This is a genomic window from Pseudomonas taiwanensis, assembly GCF_013393345.1.
Lineage (GTDB): Bacteria > Pseudomonadota > Gammaproteobacteria > Pseudomonadales > Pseudomonadaceae > Metapseudomonas > Metapseudomonas resinovorans_C.
In genome coordinates, this window is record NZ_QJRF01000061.1 from 286,568 (window position 1) to 305,110 (window position 18,543).

Genomic DNA, 18,543 nt, shown 5'->3' on the forward strand with positions numbered 1-18,543 from the left:
CCTGTTTACGTGAGCGGCTGCGGCGCCTGCAAGGGCTGCTTCGCCAGCCACACCTGATAGGCATTGATCCCGGCTCTGACCGAACTGAATACCAGCGGCGGCTTCAGCTCGCCCAGCTCGCCGGAGCGCTGCAGCAATTCATAGGTGGGGCCGAACAGGCGCGCGAAGCCGAAGTGGACACCCTGGGCTGCCAGCGTCTGCTGGACTTCCCGCAAGGTAGCGAGGCCCGTCAGATCGAGGTTGATCATGGTTTCGGCGTTGAGCAGTACCGCGCGCGGGTGGTCCGCCTGCTCCACCAGGCGCAACAGGCGCTGCTTGAAGTAGTCGGCATTGAAGAACAGCAGCGGCGCGTCGAAGCGGTAGATCAGCAGCCCCGGCAGGGTGGTCGCCTGTGGATAACGACTCATCTCCACCTGGCCGTCGACACCTTCCACCCAGCCGAGCAACGCATCGGTGGGACGGTAGGTGAAATACAGCAGGCGCAGCAGGGCCAGCGATATCGCGACCAGGATGCCAGGCAACACGCCCACGCCCAGCACACCCACGGTGGTCAGCAGGCAGAGCCCGCATTCGAAGCGACTGAGGCGCCAGAAGGCCCTGAGCGCGCGGAAGTCGATCAGTCCCCAGCCGGCGAGCATCAGTACGGCGCCCAGGGCGGCGATGGGAACCCAGGCCAGCGGGCCGTGGAGGAACACCAGTACCGCGACTATCACCAGCGCCACCACGACGCTGACCATCTGCGTCTTGCCGCCCACCAGGTCGTTCACCGCCGTGCGCGAATCCGCGCCGCTGATGACGAAGGACTGCGAGACCCCGGCGCCGATGTTGGCCAGGCCCAGGGCGATGAACTCATGGTTGGCGTCGATGGCGTAGCCGTGGCGGGCAGCGAAGCTGCGGGCGGTGAGCATGGCGCTGCAGAAACTGACAATGGTGATACCGGTGGCGTCCCGCAGCAGACCGAGCAGTTCCTGGTAGCTGGTGCGCGGCCAGCTCAGCTCGGGCAAGCCAGCCGGGACGGCGCCCAGCAGGGCCACACCATGCCGGTCGAGTCCCAGCAAGGCGGCCGCCAGTGAAGCCAGCACGAGAACGACCAGCGAGACCGGCAGCCGTGGCCAGCGCCGGGGCAGGACGATCATCAACGACAGCGCCACAGCACCCAGGGCCAGGGTCGGCAGGTGGGTGTTGGCGAGGTTGCGGATCATCGCCAACAGGCCGGCGATGAAGCCGCTGGTTTCGCTCTGGTAGCCCAGCAGCTTGCCGAGCTGGCCGGCCAGCAGGCTGAGACCGATGCCGTTGAGGTAACCCACCAGGATCGGCCGCGAGAGAAAGCTGGCGATGAATCCAGCGCGGATGAGACCGGCCAGGATCGACAACAGTCCGACCATCACCGCGACGATCATCGACAGATGCACCAGTCGCTGCGGGTCGCCCGCCGCCAAGGGGGTGATGGCGGCGGCCACCATGGCGGCAGTGGCCGCATCCGGCCCCACCATCAGTTGCCGGGAGCCGCCTACCAGGGCGTAGATCAGCATCGGCAGGATGCAGGCGTAGAGCCCGACCTGAGCGGGAAAACCGATGATCTGCGCGTAAGCGATGGCGGTAGGAATCTGTACCGCGGCCACTGACAGGCCCGCCATGAGGTCAGGGCGCAGCCATTCGCGGCGATAGTGGAAACGGCTGATACGATCACGCAGCCTGTGGATCAGGAACATTTAAGGCCGTCCGCTTGAGATAACTTCAGAAGCTTAGGCCCGCAACGCCGGGATGGCCCCGGCGTCGCATCACTTTTGAGAATTAATGATCTTTCTCACAGTTGATCATCCAGGGCACTCCGAAGCGGTCCACCAGCATGCCGAAGCGTGCGGCCCAGAAGGTCTGCGCCAGGGGCATCTGGATCTGGCCACCCTCGGCCAGGGCATTGAAGACCCGCTCAGCCTCCACAATCCGATCGACATTGATCGAAACGCTGATGCCGCTGATGCCCGTGAAAGGCGCCTGGGGCGGGCAATCCGAGCCCATGATCACCTGGTCACCCACCGCCAGGCGGGCATGCATGATCTTGTCGCGGAAGTTTTCCGGCACATCTTCGCTGGCAGGGCTTTCGGCGAAGCTCAGAAAGGCTTCCAGCGTGCCATTGAGCACCTTGGCGTAGAACTGGAAGGCTGGTCCGCACTGGCCATCGAACGTGAGGTAGGGATCGATTTTCATGAGAGTCTCCTGTCCGGTTTTTTCAGCCGTCACTGCTGTTTGGCTTTCTCGAAGACGCGTTGTTCCTGCTCGCGCAATTCGGGGGTGAACTCCGCGCCGAAGTCTTCGGCCTCGAACACCTGACGAATCTCGATTTCGGAGTCGGACAGCATCGGATTGGGGCAGCGTTTGACCCACTCGATGCACTCTTCCAGGGAATTGACCTTGAACAGCCAGAAGCCGGCAATCAGTTCCTTGGTTTCGGCGAAGGGACCATCGACGACGGAACGGTCCTTGCCCTTGAACTGCACGCGCGCCCCTCTGGAGCTGGGGTGCAACCCCTCGCCAGAGAGCAGGACGCCGGCGTTGACCAGCGCCTCGTTGTACTGGCCCATGGCCGTGAGCAGTTCCGTGCTGGGCATGATGCCCGCTTCCGATTCCTTGGTTGCTTTGACAATCACCATGAAGCGCATTGTTGTTCTCCTGTTGGGTGGCATGAACGCCAGCCTGCGAGCGTTGCCTGCTGAGTGTGCTTATTGGTCGATGGGGGCTCGACGAGATCGACAGCAGGCCGAAAAAAAACTTCGCGGGGACGCAGGACTGGATCAGCGTAGCCCTGGATGGAGAAGTTGCGCGGATGGGGTGACGGGTGAGCAAGTAGCTGCATTGCCCGTAGGAGCTGGCTTGCCAGCGAATGGCCCCTTTTCGCTAGCAAGCTAGCTCCTACGAGGCTCCTGGACACTAACGCAGGCGTAGCCATCTCAAGCGCCAAAGCCCCCGTAGGAGCGGGGCACGCTGCGCGCGCCTTGTTGGGCTTCGCTTCGCTCTGCGCCAACCTACGGGGATGTGCGTCCATCGCGGCTTCAATGTGGGGGCGATTTCAATCGCCAAGCAGGCCGAAGGTCTGCCCATAACGGTCCGCTACGGGAATCAGCGCGGTGCGATGTGGGCGACCATCAGTTGCACGCTTTCCTGGCCACGGTATTCGTTGACGTCCAGCTTGTAGGCCACCTCGGCCCAGCGGACGCTGGCGTTGGGCCATTGCTCGCGGTCGATGTTGAAGGCGATGCCGTCCAGTTGCACCGAGCCGCATTCACTCTTCAGCACCAGCTTCAGGTGGCGTTCGCCGACCAGGCGCTGCTGGACGATCTGGAATACGCCGTGGAACAGCGGTTCGGGGAAGTGCTGGCCCCAGGGGCCGGCCAGGCGCAGGGCACGGGCCAGCTCCAGGTGGAATTCCTCGATGCTCAGTTGGCCGTCGGAGAGCAGGCGGCCGGTGAGATCGTCTTCATCGAGCTGCCGGCGCGTCTCGGCGTCGAAGGCCGCGGCGAAGGCGCCGAAGTTTTCCACAGGCAGGGACAGGCCGGCCGCCATCGCGTGGCCGCCGAACTTGCTGATCAGGCCCGGATGACGGGCGGCGACGGCATCCAGCGCGTCGCGGATGTGGAAGCCGGGCACCGAGCGCGCCGAGCCCTTGAGCAGGCCGTCACCGGCATCGGCGAAGGCGATGGTCGGGCGGTGGTAGCGTTCTTTCAGACGCGAGGCGAGGATGCCGATCACGCCCTGGTGCCAGTCCGGCTCGAATACGCAGAGCCCGAACGGCATGTCTTCGATGGGCAGGTTCTTCAGCTGGGCCAGCGCCTCGCGTTGCATGCCCTGCTCGATGGCCTTGCGGTCCTGGTTGAGCTGATCCAGCTGCACGGCCATGTCGCGGGCCAGGGCTTCGTCTTCGCAAAGCAGGCATTCGATGCCGAGGCTCATGTCGTCCAGGCGGCCGGCAGCGTTGAGGCGCGGGCCGAGGATGAAGCCCAGGTCGGTGGAGGTGATGCGCCCTGCCGGGCGGCCGGCGACTTCGAGGATCGCCTTGAGACCGGCACGGGCGCGGCCGGCGCGGATACGCGCGAGGCCCTGGTGCACGAGGATGCGGTTGTTGGCGTCCAGGGGCACCACGTCGGCGACGCTGCCCAGGGCCACCAGGTCGAGCAGATCGCCCAGGTTGGGTTCCTTGAGGCCGGCACGAGCGAACCAGTCGACCTCACGCAGGCGCGCGCGCAGGGCCATCAGGACGTAGAAGATCACGCCAACGCCGGCCAGGGACTTGCTGGGGAAATCGCAGCCGGGCTGGTTGGGATTGACGATGGCGTCCGCCGCCGGCAATTCCGGCCCCGGCAGGTGGTGATCGGTGACCAGCACCTTGAGCCCGGCGGCCTTGGCAGCGGCCACGCCTTCGACGCTGGAGATACCGTTGTCCACCGTCACCAGCAGGTCGGGCTGGCGGGTCAGCGCGACGGCAACGATCTCCGGCGTCAGGCCATAGCCGTACTCGAAGCGATTAGGCACCAGGTAATCGACGTGGAAGGCGCCGAGCATGCGCAGGCCGAGTACGCCGACGCTGCTGGCAGTGGCGCCGTCGGCATCGAAGTCGCCGACGTAGAGAATGCGCTGGCGCTTCTCCAGCGCCTCCACCAGCAGCTCTACAGCGGCATCGATGCCCTTGAGCTGCTGGTAGGGGATCAACCGCGCCAGGCTCTTGTCCAGCTCCGCCACGGACTGAACGCCACGGGCGGCGTAGAGACGGGTCAGCAGCGGGGGTAGCTCGCCCAGGTCGGGCAGGACATCGGGCAGGACGCGGTGTTCGATACGCATGGAAGGTCCAATCTTTGAATCGACTTCCCCTCTCCCTCCCGGGAAAGGGCCTTGGGGCAAAGGCTTGGCGCCCTGCCCCGGAAATCCTCCGGACTTCCGATCAACGTTCCCCGGCGAGCCACTCCAGCGGGACTTCGTGCTGGCCGCGCTCATCGGTGATGAACAGCTCACCGTCGCTGATCATCACGCTCCAGCTGATTGAGCGCGGCAGGTCGCGGGCCAATTCTTCCAGGGCTTCCTGGCCGACGGCGACGACGTTGATGTTCTTCAGGCTGCGCACGCCATCCAGCACCTTGTTCTGCCAGACGCGCAGGTTGCCGTAGGCCACCAGGCTGAAACGCTCGGTACGGCGCGAGCACCAGGTGATGCGCTCGGCATCCGGCTGGCCCACTTCGATCCAGTGCAGGACGCGGTCATCCAGGCTCTTTTCCCACAGGGCCGGCTCGTCCACGTCCGACAGGCCACGGCCGAACGACAGCTGCTCGTGGTACCACAGCGCGTAGGCGATCAACCGCACAGCCAGGCGTTCCTCGGTTTCCGAGGGGTGCTTGGCAACGGTGAAACGCAGGTTCTCGTAGACGCTGCGGTCGAGGTCAGTGAGGTTGAGGTCGACTTTGTAGGGGGTCGCTTGGAGGGCCATGGCGGGCTTCTTGGTGATTCTCGGAGGGCGGCAAGTCTACCCTGATTCCTCCGCCTTGGCTGAGCCTTCCGGCTAATCGGCGGGATAGCGCTGAATGCGGTTGCGGCCCTTGTCCTTCGCGGCGTAGAGCGCGTCGTCGGCCAGCGAGAGCAGGCGGAACAGGTCGTAGCCGGCGTCCCTGGAGCTGACGATACCGATGCTGACGCTGAGCTCTCCCGGCTCCTGGAAGGGCACCTCGGCGAACTCGCGGCGAATACGCTCGGCCACCTGGGCGCCGGCTTCATCGTCGGCATCGGCCAGCAGGCAGGCGAATTCCTCGCCACCGATGCGACCGAACACGTCCTGCTTGCGCATGCTGCCGACGGCGATGCGGGTGAACGCCACCAGGGCCTCGTCGCCGGTGGCGTGGCCATAGCTGTCGTTCAGGCGCTTGAAGTGGTCGAGGTCGCAGAGCAGCAGGGCTACCGGCTCACGCCGGTGCTCGCAGCTCTCCAGGAGGTATTCGCCGGTGGTCATGAAGGCGCGCCGGTTGCCGACGCCGGTGAGCGGATCGCAATAGGCGGCGGCACGAAACTTCAGTTCGGCGCGTTCCTTGACCATGGACAGGGTGACGAAAGCGATACCGATGGCGTACAGCAGGGTCTCGAATACCAGCAGGGAAAAGAAGTTGGTGCCCTGGCCGCTACTGGCCAGGGCCGCATCGAAGGGCATGCCGCGATCGATCACGATGCGCACGCTGTAGAACACCATGTGGAAGACGGTCAGTACCAGGGCCGGCATGTAGGCCACTTCCAGCGACTGGCGACTGCGCCAGAGCTCGTGGGCGCTCAGCCCGCAATAACAGACTGTGATCAACGAGCTGACCGCGATGCGCACGGTCAGGGATTCGTAGAAGGCCGGGTTGAGACAGAGCAGCACCCATACCAACGCGCCGGCGCAGATTCCCGGCACGTGTGGTTGACGCCCGGCGAACACCCGCATGGCGGTCCAGTTCATGGCCGCGCAGAAGTGCAACACCACATTGCCCAGCACCAGGGGCACGAAGTCCATGCCGACGCCGCGCAAGCTGCCCAGCACGGTTCCCAGGGCTCCCAGCAACAGCATGGCCGCGAGATAACCGAGCGTCGGTTCGCGGCGGCCACGACGCCAGGCGTGCAGCATGAGCAGGCCCACCAGGGCGAGGACATAGATATCCACAAGCACCAGCGTGGGGACATTCAGTTGCATGCACCCTCCTCCCGGCACGTTCCGGGCGACAAGTGGCTGCGGCTGGCGAGGCGTTCTGGCATGGCGGTCAAGGCACGCGAATCAGGGTCCTGCCAAGAACTTTAAGTCGCCCCGCGAGGGTGCGCCAGCGGCAAACCAGGCTGTTCGCAACAACCCCCGAGGGAGTAGAGTCGCCGCCATTGCCTGGCCCATGGATATCCCGATGAACGCCCCTGCCAAACCCCTCGCCGGCCTCAAAGTTATCGAGCTCGGTACGCTGATCGCCGGCCCCTTCGCGTCGCGCCTGTGCGCGGAATTCGGCGCAGAAGTCATCAAGATCGAATCCCCAGACGGCGGCGACCCGCTGCGCAAGTGGCGCAAGCTGTACGAAGGCACGTCGCTCTGGTGGTTCGTGCAGGCACGCAACAAGAAGTCGCTGACGCTGAACCTGAAACACCCTGAAGGCCAGGAAATCCTCAAGAAGCTGCTGACTGAAGCGGACATCCTCATCGAGAACTTCCGCCCCGGCGTGCTGGAAAAGCTGGGGCTGGGCTGGGAGGTGATCCATGCGCTGAACCCGAAGCTGGTGATGGTGCGGCTATCCGGCTTCGGCCAGACGGGTCCCTACAAGGACCAGCCGGGCTTCGGCGCGGTGGGCGAATCCATGGGCGGTCTGCGTTACATCACCGGTTTCGAGGATCGTCCACCGGTGCGTACCGGCATCTCTATCGGCGACTCCATCGCCGCACTCTGGGGCGTGATCGGCGCACTCATGGCGCTGCGCCACCGCGAGGTGAACGGTGGCCAGGGCCAGGTGGTGGACGTGGCGCTCTACGAAGCGGTGTTCGCCATGATGGAAAGCATGGTGCCGGAGTTCGATGTGTTTGGTTTCATCCGTGAACGCACCGGCAACATCATGCCCGGCATCACCCCCTCCTCCATCCACACCGCCGCCGATGGCCGCCATGTGCAGATCGGCGCGAACGGCGATGCCATCTTCAAACGCTTCATGCTGGGCATCGGCCGTGAGGACCTGGCCAACGATCCGACCCTGGCCAGCAACGATGGCCGGGACGCCCGCCGCGATGAACTCTACGGGGTGATCGACCGCTGGGTGGGCTCGCTACCGCTGGACGAGGTGCTGGCCGTGCTGAATCGCGCCGAAGTGCCGGCCAGTCGCATCTTCTCCGCCGAGGACATGTTCGCCGACCCGCAATTCCTCGCCCGCGAGATGTTCCTCTCGGCGAAGCTGCCGGACGGCAAGCCGTTCAAGATGCCGGGGATTGTGCCCAAACTCTCCGATACACCCGGTTCGACCGAATGGATCGGCCCGGAACTGGGCGAGCACAACGGCGAAGTGCTGGCGGGGCTGGGGTACAGCGTCGAGCAGGTGGCGGCGTTGAAGGGGGATGGGGCGATCTGATCGCGGGGATGCTGCGCATCCCTTGGCGAATGAATTCGCCCCTGCAAAGTTTTCGCAGTCAATCACCCGCAATTTGTAGGGTGGAAGTCGCTTTTTAATTCCACCATTCGGAGCAGTGCCCACCTCCGGTGTTGGGCCGAGCGGACGCTGTGACTGTGGGGGCGAATTCATTCGCTGAGCAGGCCGATGGCCTGCCATTTGGATATTCAGGGGGCAGCTGCGCTGCTCTTAGCGAATGAATTCGCCCCCACAGATTTTCCCTCCCATTCCATGAGGCAATAAAAAAGGCCGGCCCCTTTCGGGAGCCGGCCTTTTCATTCTGGTGCCTGGCTTACAGCGGCTTGCCGCGGTTGCCATGCTGGCTGACGAAGGCCTGAATCTGCTTCAGGTCGTTCGGCAGCACGGTGCAACGCTCTTCACGCTGGAACAGGTCGGCGAGGTGTGGCGGCAGTGCCGGGGCCTGGCCGACGCCAGCCTTCTCCACCGCTTCCGGGAACTTGACCGGGTGGGCGGTGCCGAGGATTACCATCGGGGTGGCCAGGCTGCGACGGCATTCGCGGGCGGCGCGAACGCCGATGGCGGTATGCGGGTCCAGCAGCTCGCCGCACTCCTCGTACACCTCGGCGATGGTTTCGCAGGTGGCGGCGTCATCCACGGCCAGGGAGTCGAACAGCTTGCGTGCTTCGGTCCAGCGGTCTTCCTCGACGCTGAAACCGCCGCCCTGCTTGAAGGTGTCCATCAGGTTGGCGATGGCCGAACCGTTGCGACCGTGCAGGTCGAACAGCAGCCGCTCGAAGTTGGACGAAACCATGATGTCCATCGACGGCGACAGGGTCGGGTGCAGGGTGTCCTTGACGTACTGATTGCCGCTCATGAAGCGGTGCAGGATGTCGTTGCGGTTGGTGGCGACGATCAGCTGGCTGATCGGCAGGCCCATGTTGCGCGCCAGGTAGCCGGCGAAGATATCGCCGAAGTTGCCGGTGGGCACGGAGAAGGCCACGGAACGCGCCGGGCCGCCAAGCTGCAGGGCTGCGTGGAAGTAGTAGACGATCTGGGCCATGATCCGCGCCCAGTTGATCGAGTTGACCGCGACCAGACGGGTGCCCTTGAGGAAGCCCTGGTCGGCGAAGCTCGCCTTGACCATCTCCTGGCAGTCGTCGAAGTTGCCCTCGACCGCGATGTTGTGGATGTTCTCGCCGAGGATGGTGGTCATCTGGCGGCGCTGCACCTCGGACACACGATTGTGCGGGTGCATGATGAAGATGTCGACGTGCTCGCAGGCCTTGCAGCCTTCGATGGCGGCCGAGCCGGTGTCACCCGAGGTGGCGCCCATGATCACCACGCGCTCGCCGCGCTTGCTCAGCACGTGGTCGAGCAGACGGCCCAGCAGTTGCAGGGCGAAGTCCTTGAAGGCCAGGGTCGGGCCGTGGAACAGCTCCAGCACCCACTCGTTGCCGTTCAGCTGACGCAGCGGCGCCACGGCGTTGTGGGCGAAGGCGCCATAGGTTTCTTCGAGGATCTTCTTGAAATCGGCATCGGCAATGCTGCCGGTCACGAAGGGGCGCATCACACGGAAGGCCAGTTCGTGGTAGGGCAGGCCGGCCCAGGAGGCGATTTCTTCCTGGGTGAAGCGCGGCAGGTTTTCCGGGACGTAGAGGCCGCCGTCGCTGGCCAGGCCAGCCAGCAGCACGTCTTCGAAGTTCAGGGCCGGAGCCTGGCCGCGGGTACTGATATAGCGCATGTCTTAAAACCTTGGTTTCGAGCGGCCGGGGTTGGTGCGACGCTCCGGGGGATCGCCCCTCGCGGCAGCACCGGGGCCCGGCGGCTGCTTAGTTCAGTTGCTCGACGCGGATGCGCACTACGCTGCCTACCACGTCTTCCAGAGCTTCCAGCGCGGCGATGGCGTCGTTGACGCGCGCCTCGACGACCCGGTGGGTAACCAGGATCATCGGCACCAGGCCGTCCTGCTCTTCGACTTCTTTCTGCATGATGGATTCGATGTTGATGCCGCGTTCCGACAGGATGGTCGCGACCTGCGCCAGCACGCCCGGATGGTCCTTGGCCTGGATGCGCAGGTAGTAGGCGCTTTCGCAGGCTTCGATCGGCAGGATCGGGTGGTCGGACAGGGAGTCTGGCTGGAAGGCCAGGTGCGGCACATGGTTTTCCGGGTCGGTGGTCAGCGCACGGACCACGTCCACCACGTCGGCAACCACGGCAGAGGCGGTGGCCTCCATGCCGGCGCCAGCGCCGTAGTAGAGGGTGCTGCCGGCGGCATCGCCGTTGACCATGACGGCGTTCATCACGCCGTTGACGTTGGCGATCAGGCGGTCGGCCGGGATCAGGGTCGGATGCACGCGCAGCTCGAAACCGCTGTCTGTGCGACGCGCCACGCCCAGGTGCTTGATGCGGTAGCCCAGGGCCTCGGCGTAGTTGACGTCGGCGCTGGTCAGTTTCGAGATGCCTTCGGTGTAGGCCTTGTCGAACTGCAGCGGAATGCCGAAGGCGATGGACGCGAGGATGGTCAGCTTGTGGGCGGCGTCGATGCCTTCGACGTCGAAGGTCGGGTCGGCTTCGGCGTAGCCCAGGGCCTGGGCTTCTTTCAGCACGTCCTCGAAGGCGCGGCCTTTCTCACGCATTTCGGTGAGGATGAAGTTGCCGGTGCCGTTGATGATGCCGGCCAGCCAGTTGATGCGGTTGGCGGCGAGGCCTTCGCGGATCGCCTTGATCACTGGGATACCGCCGGCGACGGCCGCTTCGAAGGCGACCATGACGCCCTTCTCGCGGGCCTTGGCGAAGATTTCATTGCCATGCACGGCAATCAGCGCCTTGTTGGCGGTGACCACGTGCTTGCCGTTCTCGATGGCCTTCATGACCAGCTCACGGGCCAGGGTGTAGCCACCGATCAGTTCGATGACGATGTCGATTTCCGGGTTGTTGGCCACGTCGAAGATGTCGGCGGTGATGGGGGTAGCGCCGGTTTCACACTTCGGGTTGGGACGACGAGCGGCAATCTGGGCAACTTCGATTCCACGCCCGGCACGGCGGGCAATCTCCTCGGCGTTGCGTTTGAGTACGTTGAAGGTGCCGCCACCGACGGTCCCAAGGCCACAGATGCCTACTTTTACCGGCTTCACGCTGAACTCCCCATCATCACTGCGAAAACGGCCGGGTGTGTCCCGGCCGAGGAAAAGAGCCGCACTTTACGAAGCGGCTGTTTATTGGTCAATCAAGCTGGACGCCCGGATTACTTGGCTTCGAGGGCCAGTTTGGCCAGCTGCGGAGCCGGCTGGTAGCCCGGAATCATCTGGCCATTGCCCAGCACGATGGCCGGGGTGCCGTTGACGCCGATCATCTGGCCCAGTTCGAACTGCTTGGCCACCGGGTTATCGCATTTCGCAGCCGGCAGTTCTTCGCGGGATTTGGCCTTGTTCATGGCCTCCTGGCGATCCTTGCTGCACCAGACGCTGACCAGGCTGTTGTAGCCATGGCTGCCGATACCCTGGCGCGGGAAGGCGACGTAACGCACTTCGATACCGCGGCGATTCAGTTCCGGCACTTCGCTGTGCAGCTTCTGGCAGTAGCCGCAGTCGGTGTCGGTGAATACGGTGATATGCGCCTTGGCCGGCTCCTTGGGCGAGAACACCACCATCTCGCTGGCTGGGATGGCGTTGATTTCCTTGGCGATGGAGCGGCTCTCGGCCTGCTCGGTGAGGTTCACCGGCTTGCCGTTCTGCACGTGGTACAGGTAGCCCTGCATCAGGTACTGGCCGTCGGCGCTGGTGTAGAGCATGCGACCGCCCTTCAGTTGCACCTGGTAGATGCCGCTCATCGGGCTTTCACCGATGGACTCGATGGGCAGCCCGAGTTCCAGGGCATCGAGGGTCTTGCGGATGGCCTGGTCCGGGTCGTCGGCGAGGCTGATGGTGCTGGCGAGGCCAAGGGCCAGGCCGGCGATAAGACGGGTCACGCGCATGGGTACTCCTGTCGAGCGGCGGACGTACGGAAACGGCTCAAGCCTACCACAGAAGGCCGGGCCCGCAGACGCCTGATGCCCGGCGGATTGCGTAGGCGGCTGGCTGGTGCCGGCGATGCATGCGTCGCCTTTCCGGCTCACCCCCTCGGGTGGTGGCGCGCGTGAAGCTCCTGTAGTCGGGCGCGGGCGATATGGGTGTAGATCTGGGTGGTGGACAGGTCGCTGTGGCCGAGCAGCATCTGCACCACGCGCAGGTCGGCGCCATGGTTGAGCAAGTGGGTGGCAAAGGCATGGCGCAGGGTGTGCGGCGACAGCGACTTGCCGATGCTGGCCACCTGCGCATGGTGCTTGATGCGGTGCCAGAAGGTCTGGCGCGTCATCTGGTCGCCCCGCAGGCTGGGGAAAAGCACGTCGCTGGGCTTGCCGTCGAGGAGGAAGGGCCGCGCTTCTCGCTGGTAGCGCTCGATCCAGGCAATCGCTTCTTCGCCCAGGGGCACCAGGCGTTCCTTGCTGCCCTTGCCAAAGACCTTGAGAACGCCCTGGCGCAGGTTGACCTGCTCCAGGGTCAGGCTCACCAGCTCGGTGACGCGCAGGCCGCAGGCGTAGAGCACTTCGAGCATCGCGCGGTCGCGCATGCCGATCGGATCGTCCAGCTCCGGCGCTTCCAGCAGGGCCTCCACATCAGCCTCGGACAGCGACTTGGGCAGGGGCCGGCCCAGTTGCGGCAGGTCCACTTGCAAGGTCGGGTCTTCGAGGATCAGGTTCTCACGCAGGAGGAAGCGGTAAAAACCGCGCAGGCCGGAGAGGAAACGTGCAGTAGAGCGCGCCTTGTAGCCCTGTTCCAGGCGCCAGGCGAGGTGGTCGAGGATCAGGTCGCGACCCGCCTTGTCCAGCGCCAGGCCGCGCTCGTCGAGCCAGCCGTTGAAGTGTGCGAGGTCGCTGCGATAGGCCGAGCGGGTGTGTTCGGAAAGTCCCTTTTCCAGCCAGAGGGCATCGAGGAATCGGTCGATCAGGAGATGGTCTAGCGCGGGCATGAATGACGGCCTTGACTGTACGAGTCGCTAGTCTTTCATAGCGCTGTAGACGATTCATCCCCGACAAGGACTTCAAATGAGCGAACACCACATCCTGCTTGGCCTGGGCGGCATCGGCGCGGCGGCGCTGTTCTGCCAGTGGCTGGCCTGGCGCCTGCGCCTGCCGGCGATCCTCTTCCTGCTGGTGGCCGGCATCCTTGGCGGCCCGGTGACCGGCCTGCTGGACCCGGAAGCGCTGTTCGGCCCGCTGCTGTTCCCGCTGATTTCCCTGTCGGTGGCGCTGATCCTGTTCGAGGGCAGCCTGACCCTGCATTTCTCCGAATGGCGCGAGATCGGCAGTGTGGTGCAGCGCATGGTGACCGTCGGCGCGTTGCTGACATGGGCAGTGATCGCAATCACCACGCATTGGCTGCTGGATTTCTCCTGGGAACTGGCGCTGCTGTTCGGCACCCTGACCCTGGTCACCGGGCCCACGGTGATCGTGCCGATGTTGCGGGTCGTGCGCCCACGCTCGTCGATCGCCAACATCCTGCGCTGGGAAGGCATCGTCATCGACCCCATCGGCGCGCTGCTGGCCGTGGTTGTATTCAGCTTCATCGTCAGCCGCGAGGACGGTGGCTGGCTCGCCAGCCTTTCCACCTTCGCCAGCGTCATCGCCTGCGGTTGCCTGCTGGGCGCTGCGGGTGGATGGCTGTTCGGCGTGGCGATGCGCCGCCACTGGCTGCCGGAGTACCTGCAGAACCTTGCAGCCCTGGCGGCGGTGCTCGGCGTTTTCATCAGCGCCAACCTGCTGGTGCATGAATCGGGTCTGCTGGCGGTGACCGTGATGGGCATGGGACTGGCCAACATGCGTGGCGTGGATGTGCGGCAGATCCTGCACTTCAAGGAAAACCTCAGCGTGCTGCTGATTTCCGGGCTGTTCATCCTCCTGGCCGCACGCCTGGACTTTTCCGCCCTGATCGCCTTGGGACCGGCGACCCTGCTGTTGCTGGCAGTGATCCAGTTCATCGCGCGGCCACTCAATATTGCGGTCAGCACCTGGGGGTCGAGCCTCAACTGGCGGGAACGCGCGCTGTTGGCGTGGATCGCTCCGCGCGGGATAGTCGCGGCGGCGGTGTCGGCCATCTTCTCCCTGCGTCTGATCGAGGCCGGTCACGAGCAGGCGCTGCTGCTGGTTCCCCTGACCTTCATGGTGATCATCGGCACCGTCGTATTACAGAGCGCAACTGCGCGTCCGCTGGCTCGGCTGCTGAAAGTTGCCGAACCGGCCCCGTCGGGCTTCCTCATCATCGGCGCGAACCCTGTCGCCCGCGAGGTCGGCAAGGCGCTGCAGAATCTGGGCAGCCGCGTGCTGCTCACCGACTCCAGCTGGGAGAACATTCGCGCCGCACGCATGGACAACCTGCCCACCTACTTCGGCAATCCCACATCGCAACATGCCGAGGCGCACCTCGACCTGGTGGGCCTCGGTCACCTGCTGGCCCTGTCGCCGTCCAGTGAACTCAACGCCCTGGCTTGCATGCACTTCCGCCACGACTTCAATGCCCAGCGGCGCTTTACCCTGCCCAGCGGCCATGAAAGTCGTCGCAGTGAGAAGCACCGCGCCAGCGAAACCGTCCGCGGGCGCCCCCTGGGCAATCAGGCGCTGACCTTCCCGCAGTTCGCCAGCTACCTGGCCAAGGGCGCCGACGTTCGTACCACCACCCTGACTGCCGCTTTCGGCTGGGAGGAATACCAGGCACTGCACGGCAACCGTGCGACCTTGTTGTTGGCGCAAGACCCTCGCGGCTGGGTGCACCTGACCGGCAATCCGCCGGATTTCGTTCCCGAAAAGGACTGGACCCTCGTGTCCCTGATCGAAACTGAGGCGCAACCCGGTGTTACCGCTGATCGCACTCTGGTGCAAACACACTGACGGGCGGCGTGGCCAGCCTATCCTTAGTCTGGTGACAGGATCGGGCTGGCCGTGGATGATTTCATCTTGCTATCACCCACCGCTGGTACCGGAACATGGCCAACCAAATGAACTCCCGCCTGGGGCAGATCCTGATCAACAAGGGTCTGATCACCTCCCAGCAGCTGGATGCCGCGATCAAGATGCAACTCACCAGCAAGATGCGGCTGGGTGAAGTACTGATAGCGCAAGGCCTGCTAACCCAGAAGCAACTGACCAAGGCCCTCAAGAAACAGAGCAATCTGCGTCTGGCGGCCACCCTCGTGGCTGCATTGATGAGTCCCTTCCAGATGGCCAGCGCCGATATCCAGCGTCTGCAGCCGCCCGCCAGCATCAGCCGCCAGGAAACCCCGCGGGGCCTGCGCCCACTGACCGACCTGGAGATGAGCAAGGTCAGCGCCCAGGGTCTGGACGATGTGTTGCAGGGGCTGTTCCTGCAAGCCGAACAAGGCGACGGGCTGGGCGCGGTGAAGCAACTGGCGAAGCTGGTGATGCCGGTGCTGGACAGCCTGGATGCCGAAACCTCGATGAAGGACGTGGTCTACGACACCAGCAAGATGACCTCGGTGGTCAATTCGGACGGTTCGGTGAACCTGCGGTTGCCCAGTTCCATCGGCGAGCTGCGCTTCGAGAACATCCGCGTTGCCGGCGCACCGCAGAACCAGAGCTTCGGCAGTCTGACGCTGAACAATATCGACCTGTCCCAGGCGTCACTGAAGATCAGCATGCGCCACTGATCCTGACCGAAGACGAAAAAGGCACCCATCGGGTGCCTTTTTCACTCACGCAGCGTCGGCCGCCTGGGGAAACGCCGGAAGGATCTGCACCGGGCGCTTCTCGTCATCGATAGCGACAAAGCTGAAGACACCGGTAATGGCCTTCTCGCGGGTGGCGCTGTACATGTCCTCGACGAACACCTCGACCTCGACCTTGAGGCTGGTGTTGCCCACCTTCACCACGCGCCCAACCAATTCGACGATGGAGCCGGCCGGGATCGGATGCTTGAAGTCGATCCGGTCGGTGGAAACGGTCACCAGTGGCAAGCGACAGAAGCGCGTGGCAGCGATGAAGGACACTTCGTCCATCCAGGCCAGGGCGGTGCCACCGAACAGGGTGTTGTGATGGTTGGTGCTGGGCGGGAACACCGCCTTGGTTACCCGGCTTTCGGACAGCTCGGTCCGGCGGGCGATTTCGTGCTCTCTCGGGGTCATGCCACTACTACCTGAATCAAACTTATGTGGCTGCCACTCGTGCTGCGACTCTTGTCGTTCTTCTGTGCGCTGCCGGATGGGCAGGAATACTCCCGTCCGGGCAGCCCGGCGGGGCGCGGATTATCCCCCGCGCGCAGGCAAGAAAAAACCCGCCGAGGCGAACCTGGGCGGGCTTTTTCGGGAAAGCTCGGCGATTAGGCCAGCTTTTCCTTGATACGAGCTGCCTTGCCGGACAGGTCGCGGAGGTAGTACAGCTTGGCTTTGCGCACGTCGCCGCGGCGCTTGACGCTCAGGCTGTCAACCAGCGGGGAGTAGGTCTGGAAAGTACGCTCAACGCCTACGCCGTTGGAGATCTTGCGGACGGTGAAAGCGCTGTTCAGGCCGCGGTTACGCTTGGCGATGACCACACCTTCGAAGGCCTGCAGACGGGAACGGTCGCCTTCCTTCACTTTCACTTGAACGATTACGGTGTCGCCCGGGGCGAAAGCCGGAATCTCTTTGTTCATTTGTTCAGCTTCGATCTGCTGAATGATTTTGTTGGTCATCGCTATGCTCCTAAGACAGGCCTTCTGGGCGTGCCATCGATACGTTAACTATCGTTCCGCTGGCGGATGTATTCCTCCAGCAGCTTTTTCTCTTCTCCAGAAAGCGAGCGGCAATCCAGAAGATCGACCCGACGTTCCCAGGTGCGCCCAAGCGCCTGCTGCAAACGCCATCGCCGGATGTGTTCGTGGTTGCCGCTGAGCAGCACCTCGGGAACACGTTTGCCTGCATACATCTCCGGTCGGGTGTAATGCGGGCAATCGAGCAGGCCGTCCGTAAAGGAGTCCTCCTCGGCGGAGTCCGCGTGGCCCAACGCACCGGGCAGCAACCGCGTCACCGCATCGATCAGCACCATGGCCGGCAGCTCACCGCCGGACAGGACGTAGTCGCCGATCGACCATTCCTCATCGACGTGCTCCTCAATGAAGCGTTCGTCGATGCCTTCGTAACGACCAGCGATGAGGATCAATGCTTCCTCGTTCGCCAGCTCGCGCACGGCCGCCTGCTCAAGCTTGCGCCCCTGCGGCGAGAGGTAGATCACCTTCGCCTTCTCCCCCGTCGCTGCCTTGGCTGCTGCCAGGGCCCGTTCCAGGGGCTGGATCTTCATCACCATGCCGGGGCCACCGCCGAAGGGCCGGTCATCCACCGTCTGGTGGCGGTCTTCGGTGAAGCTCCGCGGATTCCAGCAATTGAGCTTGAGCAGCCCTTGCTTCACCGCACGACTGGTGATGCCGTACTCGCTGATGGCAGCGAACATCTCGGGAAAGATGCTGATAACTTCGACCTGCATGCTTTTCATGTCAGGCCCTTAGAAATCAACGTCCCATTCCACCCGCATCTCGCCGGCGTCCAGATCAATCGACAACACGCACTGGTCCGTATAGGGCAGCAGGCGTTCACGATCATCAAGGCTGCCAGCGCAGGGCTTGACCACCATCACGTCGTTGGCACCGGTCTCCAGCAAATGATCGATTCGGCCGAGCAGCTGCTCGTCCTGATTGATCACGTTGAGACCTTCCAACTGGTGCCAGTAGAACTCGTCATCGTCGAGATCCGGCAGTTCGCTGACGGGCACGCAGATTTCGAAACCTGCGTAGGTCCGGGCAACCTCGCGGTCGTCCAACCCTTTCAGCCTTACTACCAGGACCTTGCCGTGCACACGTCCGCTGGCGACTTCGACCTGCTTTACCTCGTTGTCACGCTTGAGCGTCCAACGGCGGTAATCGAGCACGTTATCCAGCGGATCGGTGAAGGAGTAGACCTTCACCTCGCCACGTACGCCATGCACCGAGAAAATCTTGCCGAGAACGATCAGTTCATCGACGGGGGCCGGCGTCGTGCTCATAAAGATGCTTAGGCAGCAGCCTTGGCAGCTTCCTTCAGCAGCTGAGCAACGCGCTCAGACGGCTGGGCGCCCTGGCTCAGCCAGTAGCTGACGCGCTCCTGATTTACGGAGAGCTTGACTTCGGCACCCTGAGCAACCGGGTTGAAGAAGCCAACGCGCTCAACGAAGCGACCATCGCGCGCATTGCGGCTGTTGGTCACGGTCAGGTGGTAGAAGGGGCGCTTCTTGGAGCCGCCACGGGCAAGACGGATGGTTACCATTGAACTTCGTTCCTATAGTCGGTGCTTTTCAAGCTGTGCACACACATGGGCCATGGGCCCGAAAGGCCGCATATTCTAAGGATTATGCGGCCGATTGCAAATCTCTTTTTGGCGGCTACCG

General features: G+C 63.8%; 18 protein-coding genes. 3 read left to right on the top strand and 15 right to left on the bottom strand.

Annotated features, from left to right (window positions below; translation table 11 throughout):
- Positions 1-5: 5 nt before the first annotated feature.
- From DM872_RS15725 to DM872_RS15750, 6 genes are all read right to left on the bottom strand, one after another.
- Positions 6-1,712 (bottom strand): SulP family inorganic anion transporter, encoded by a 1,707-nt coding sequence (locus tag DM872_RS15725; RefSeq protein ID WP_179060361.1) that lies wholly within the window; start codon positions 1,710-1,712, stop codon positions 6-8.
- An 82-nt stretch (positions 1,713-1,794) separates the two neighbouring features.
- Positions 1,795-2,208 (bottom strand): VOC family protein, encoded by a 414-nt coding sequence (locus DM872_RS15730; RefSeq protein ID WP_179060362.1) that lies wholly within the window; start codon positions 2,206-2,208, stop codon positions 1,795-1,797.
- A 29-nt stretch (positions 2,209-2,237) separates the two neighbouring features.
- Positions 2,238-2,660 (bottom strand): YciI family protein, encoded by a 423-nt coding sequence (locus DM872_RS15735; RefSeq protein WP_179060363.1) that lies wholly within the window; start codon positions 2,658-2,660, stop codon positions 2,238-2,240.
- A gap of 457 nt (positions 2,661-3,117) precedes the next feature.
- On the bottom strand, positions 3,118-4,833 hold the full coding sequence (gene recJ, locus DM872_RS15740; protein WP_179060364.1) for a single-stranded-DNA-specific exonuclease RecJ: 1,716 nt from the start codon (positions 4,831-4,833) through the stop codon (positions 3,118-3,120).
- A gap of 100 nt (positions 4,834-4,933) precedes the next feature.
- Positions 4,934-5,473 (bottom strand): YaeQ family protein, encoded by a 540-nt coding sequence (locus DM872_RS15745; protein WP_077526776.1) that lies wholly within the window; start codon positions 5,471-5,473, stop codon positions 4,934-4,936.
- 72 nt (positions 5,474-5,545) lie between these two features.
- Positions 5,546-6,700: a GGDEF domain-containing protein gene (locus tag DM872_RS15750; protein WP_179060365.1), complete on the bottom strand. Its 1,155-nt coding sequence runs from the start codon at positions 6,698-6,700 to the stop codon at positions 5,546-5,548.
- A 202-nt stretch (positions 6,701-6,902) separates the two neighbouring features.
- Between DM872_RS15750 and DM872_RS15755 the strand changes: the two genes are divergently transcribed.
- Positions 6,903-8,102: a CaiB/BaiF CoA transferase family protein gene (locus DM872_RS15755; protein WP_179060366.1), complete on the top strand. Its 1,200-nt coding sequence runs from the start codon at positions 6,903-6,905 to the stop codon at positions 8,100-8,102.
- Between the two features lie 331 nt (positions 8,103-8,433).
- Here the strand turns inward: DM872_RS15755 and thrC are convergent, their stop codons facing one another.
- From thrC to xerD, 4 genes are all read right to left on the bottom strand, one after another.
- On the bottom strand, positions 8,434-9,843 hold the full coding sequence (gene thrC / locus DM872_RS15760) for a threonine synthase (RefSeq protein ID WP_179060367.1): 1,410 nt from the start codon (positions 9,841-9,843) through the stop codon (positions 8,434-8,436).
- Between the two features lie 88 nt (positions 9,844-9,931).
- On the bottom strand, positions 9,932-11,236 hold the full coding sequence (locus DM872_RS15765) for a homoserine dehydrogenase (RefSeq protein WP_077526769.1): 1,305 nt from the start codon (positions 11,234-11,236) through the stop codon (positions 9,932-9,934).
- A gap of 110 nt (positions 11,237-11,346) precedes the next feature.
- A complete protein-coding gene (locus DM872_RS15770) occupies positions 11,347-12,075 on the bottom strand; it encodes a disulfide isomerase DsbC N-terminal domain-containing protein (RefSeq protein ID WP_179060368.1) in 729 nt (242 codons plus the stop codon).
- Positions 12,076-12,212: 137 nt separating this feature from the next.
- Entirely contained in the window at positions 12,213-13,109 is an 897-nt protein-coding gene (gene xerD, locus DM872_RS15775) for a site-specific tyrosine recombinase XerD (protein WP_179060369.1), read from the bottom strand.
- A gap of 76 nt (positions 13,110-13,185) precedes the next feature.
- Between xerD and DM872_RS15780 the strand changes: the two genes are divergently transcribed.
- Positions 13,186-15,024 carry a cation:proton antiporter gene (locus DM872_RS15780; protein WP_179060370.1) on the top strand — a complete coding sequence of 613 codons (1,839 nt, stop codon included), beginning with the start codon at positions 13,186-13,188 and terminating at the stop codon, positions 15,022-15,024.
- Positions 15,025-15,119: 95 nt separating this feature from the next.
- Entirely contained in the window at positions 15,120-15,800 is a 681-nt protein-coding gene (locus DM872_RS15785; RefSeq protein ID WP_179060371.1) for a hypothetical protein, read from the top strand.
- 45 nt (positions 15,801-15,845) lie between these two features.
- On the opposite strand, the gene DM872_RS15790 is transcribed toward DM872_RS15785, so the two are convergent.
- From DM872_RS15790 to rpsP, 5 genes are all read right to left on the bottom strand, one after another.
- Complete coding sequence (locus tag DM872_RS15790) at positions 15,846-16,274, bottom strand: acyl-CoA thioesterase (protein ID WP_179060372.1); 429 nt, start codon at positions 16,272-16,274, stop codon at positions 15,846-15,848.
- A gap of 194 nt (positions 16,275-16,468) precedes the next feature.
- Complete coding sequence (gene rplS / locus DM872_RS15795; RefSeq protein WP_003451517.1) at positions 16,469-16,819, bottom strand: 50S ribosomal protein L19; 351 nt, start codon at positions 16,817-16,819, stop codon at positions 16,469-16,471.
- 44 nt (positions 16,820-16,863) lie between these two features.
- Positions 16,864-17,616, bottom strand: coding sequence for a tRNA (guanosine(37)-N1)-methyltransferase TrmD (trmD, locus tag DM872_RS15800; protein WP_077526760.1), 753 nt, complete (start codon positions 17,614-17,616; stop codon positions 16,864-16,866).
- 9 nt (positions 17,617-17,625) lie between these two features.
- Positions 17,626-18,162, bottom strand: a complete 537-nt coding sequence (rimM, locus tag DM872_RS15805; RefSeq protein ID WP_179060373.1) for a ribosome maturation factor RimM — start codon at positions 18,160-18,162, stop codon at positions 17,626-17,628.
- A gap of 8 nt (positions 18,163-18,170) precedes the next feature.
- Entirely contained in the window at positions 18,171-18,422 is a 252-nt protein-coding gene (rpsP, locus tag DM872_RS15810) for a 30S ribosomal protein S16 (protein WP_069085410.1), read from the bottom strand.
- Between the last annotated feature and the right edge of the window lie 121 nt (positions 18,423-18,543).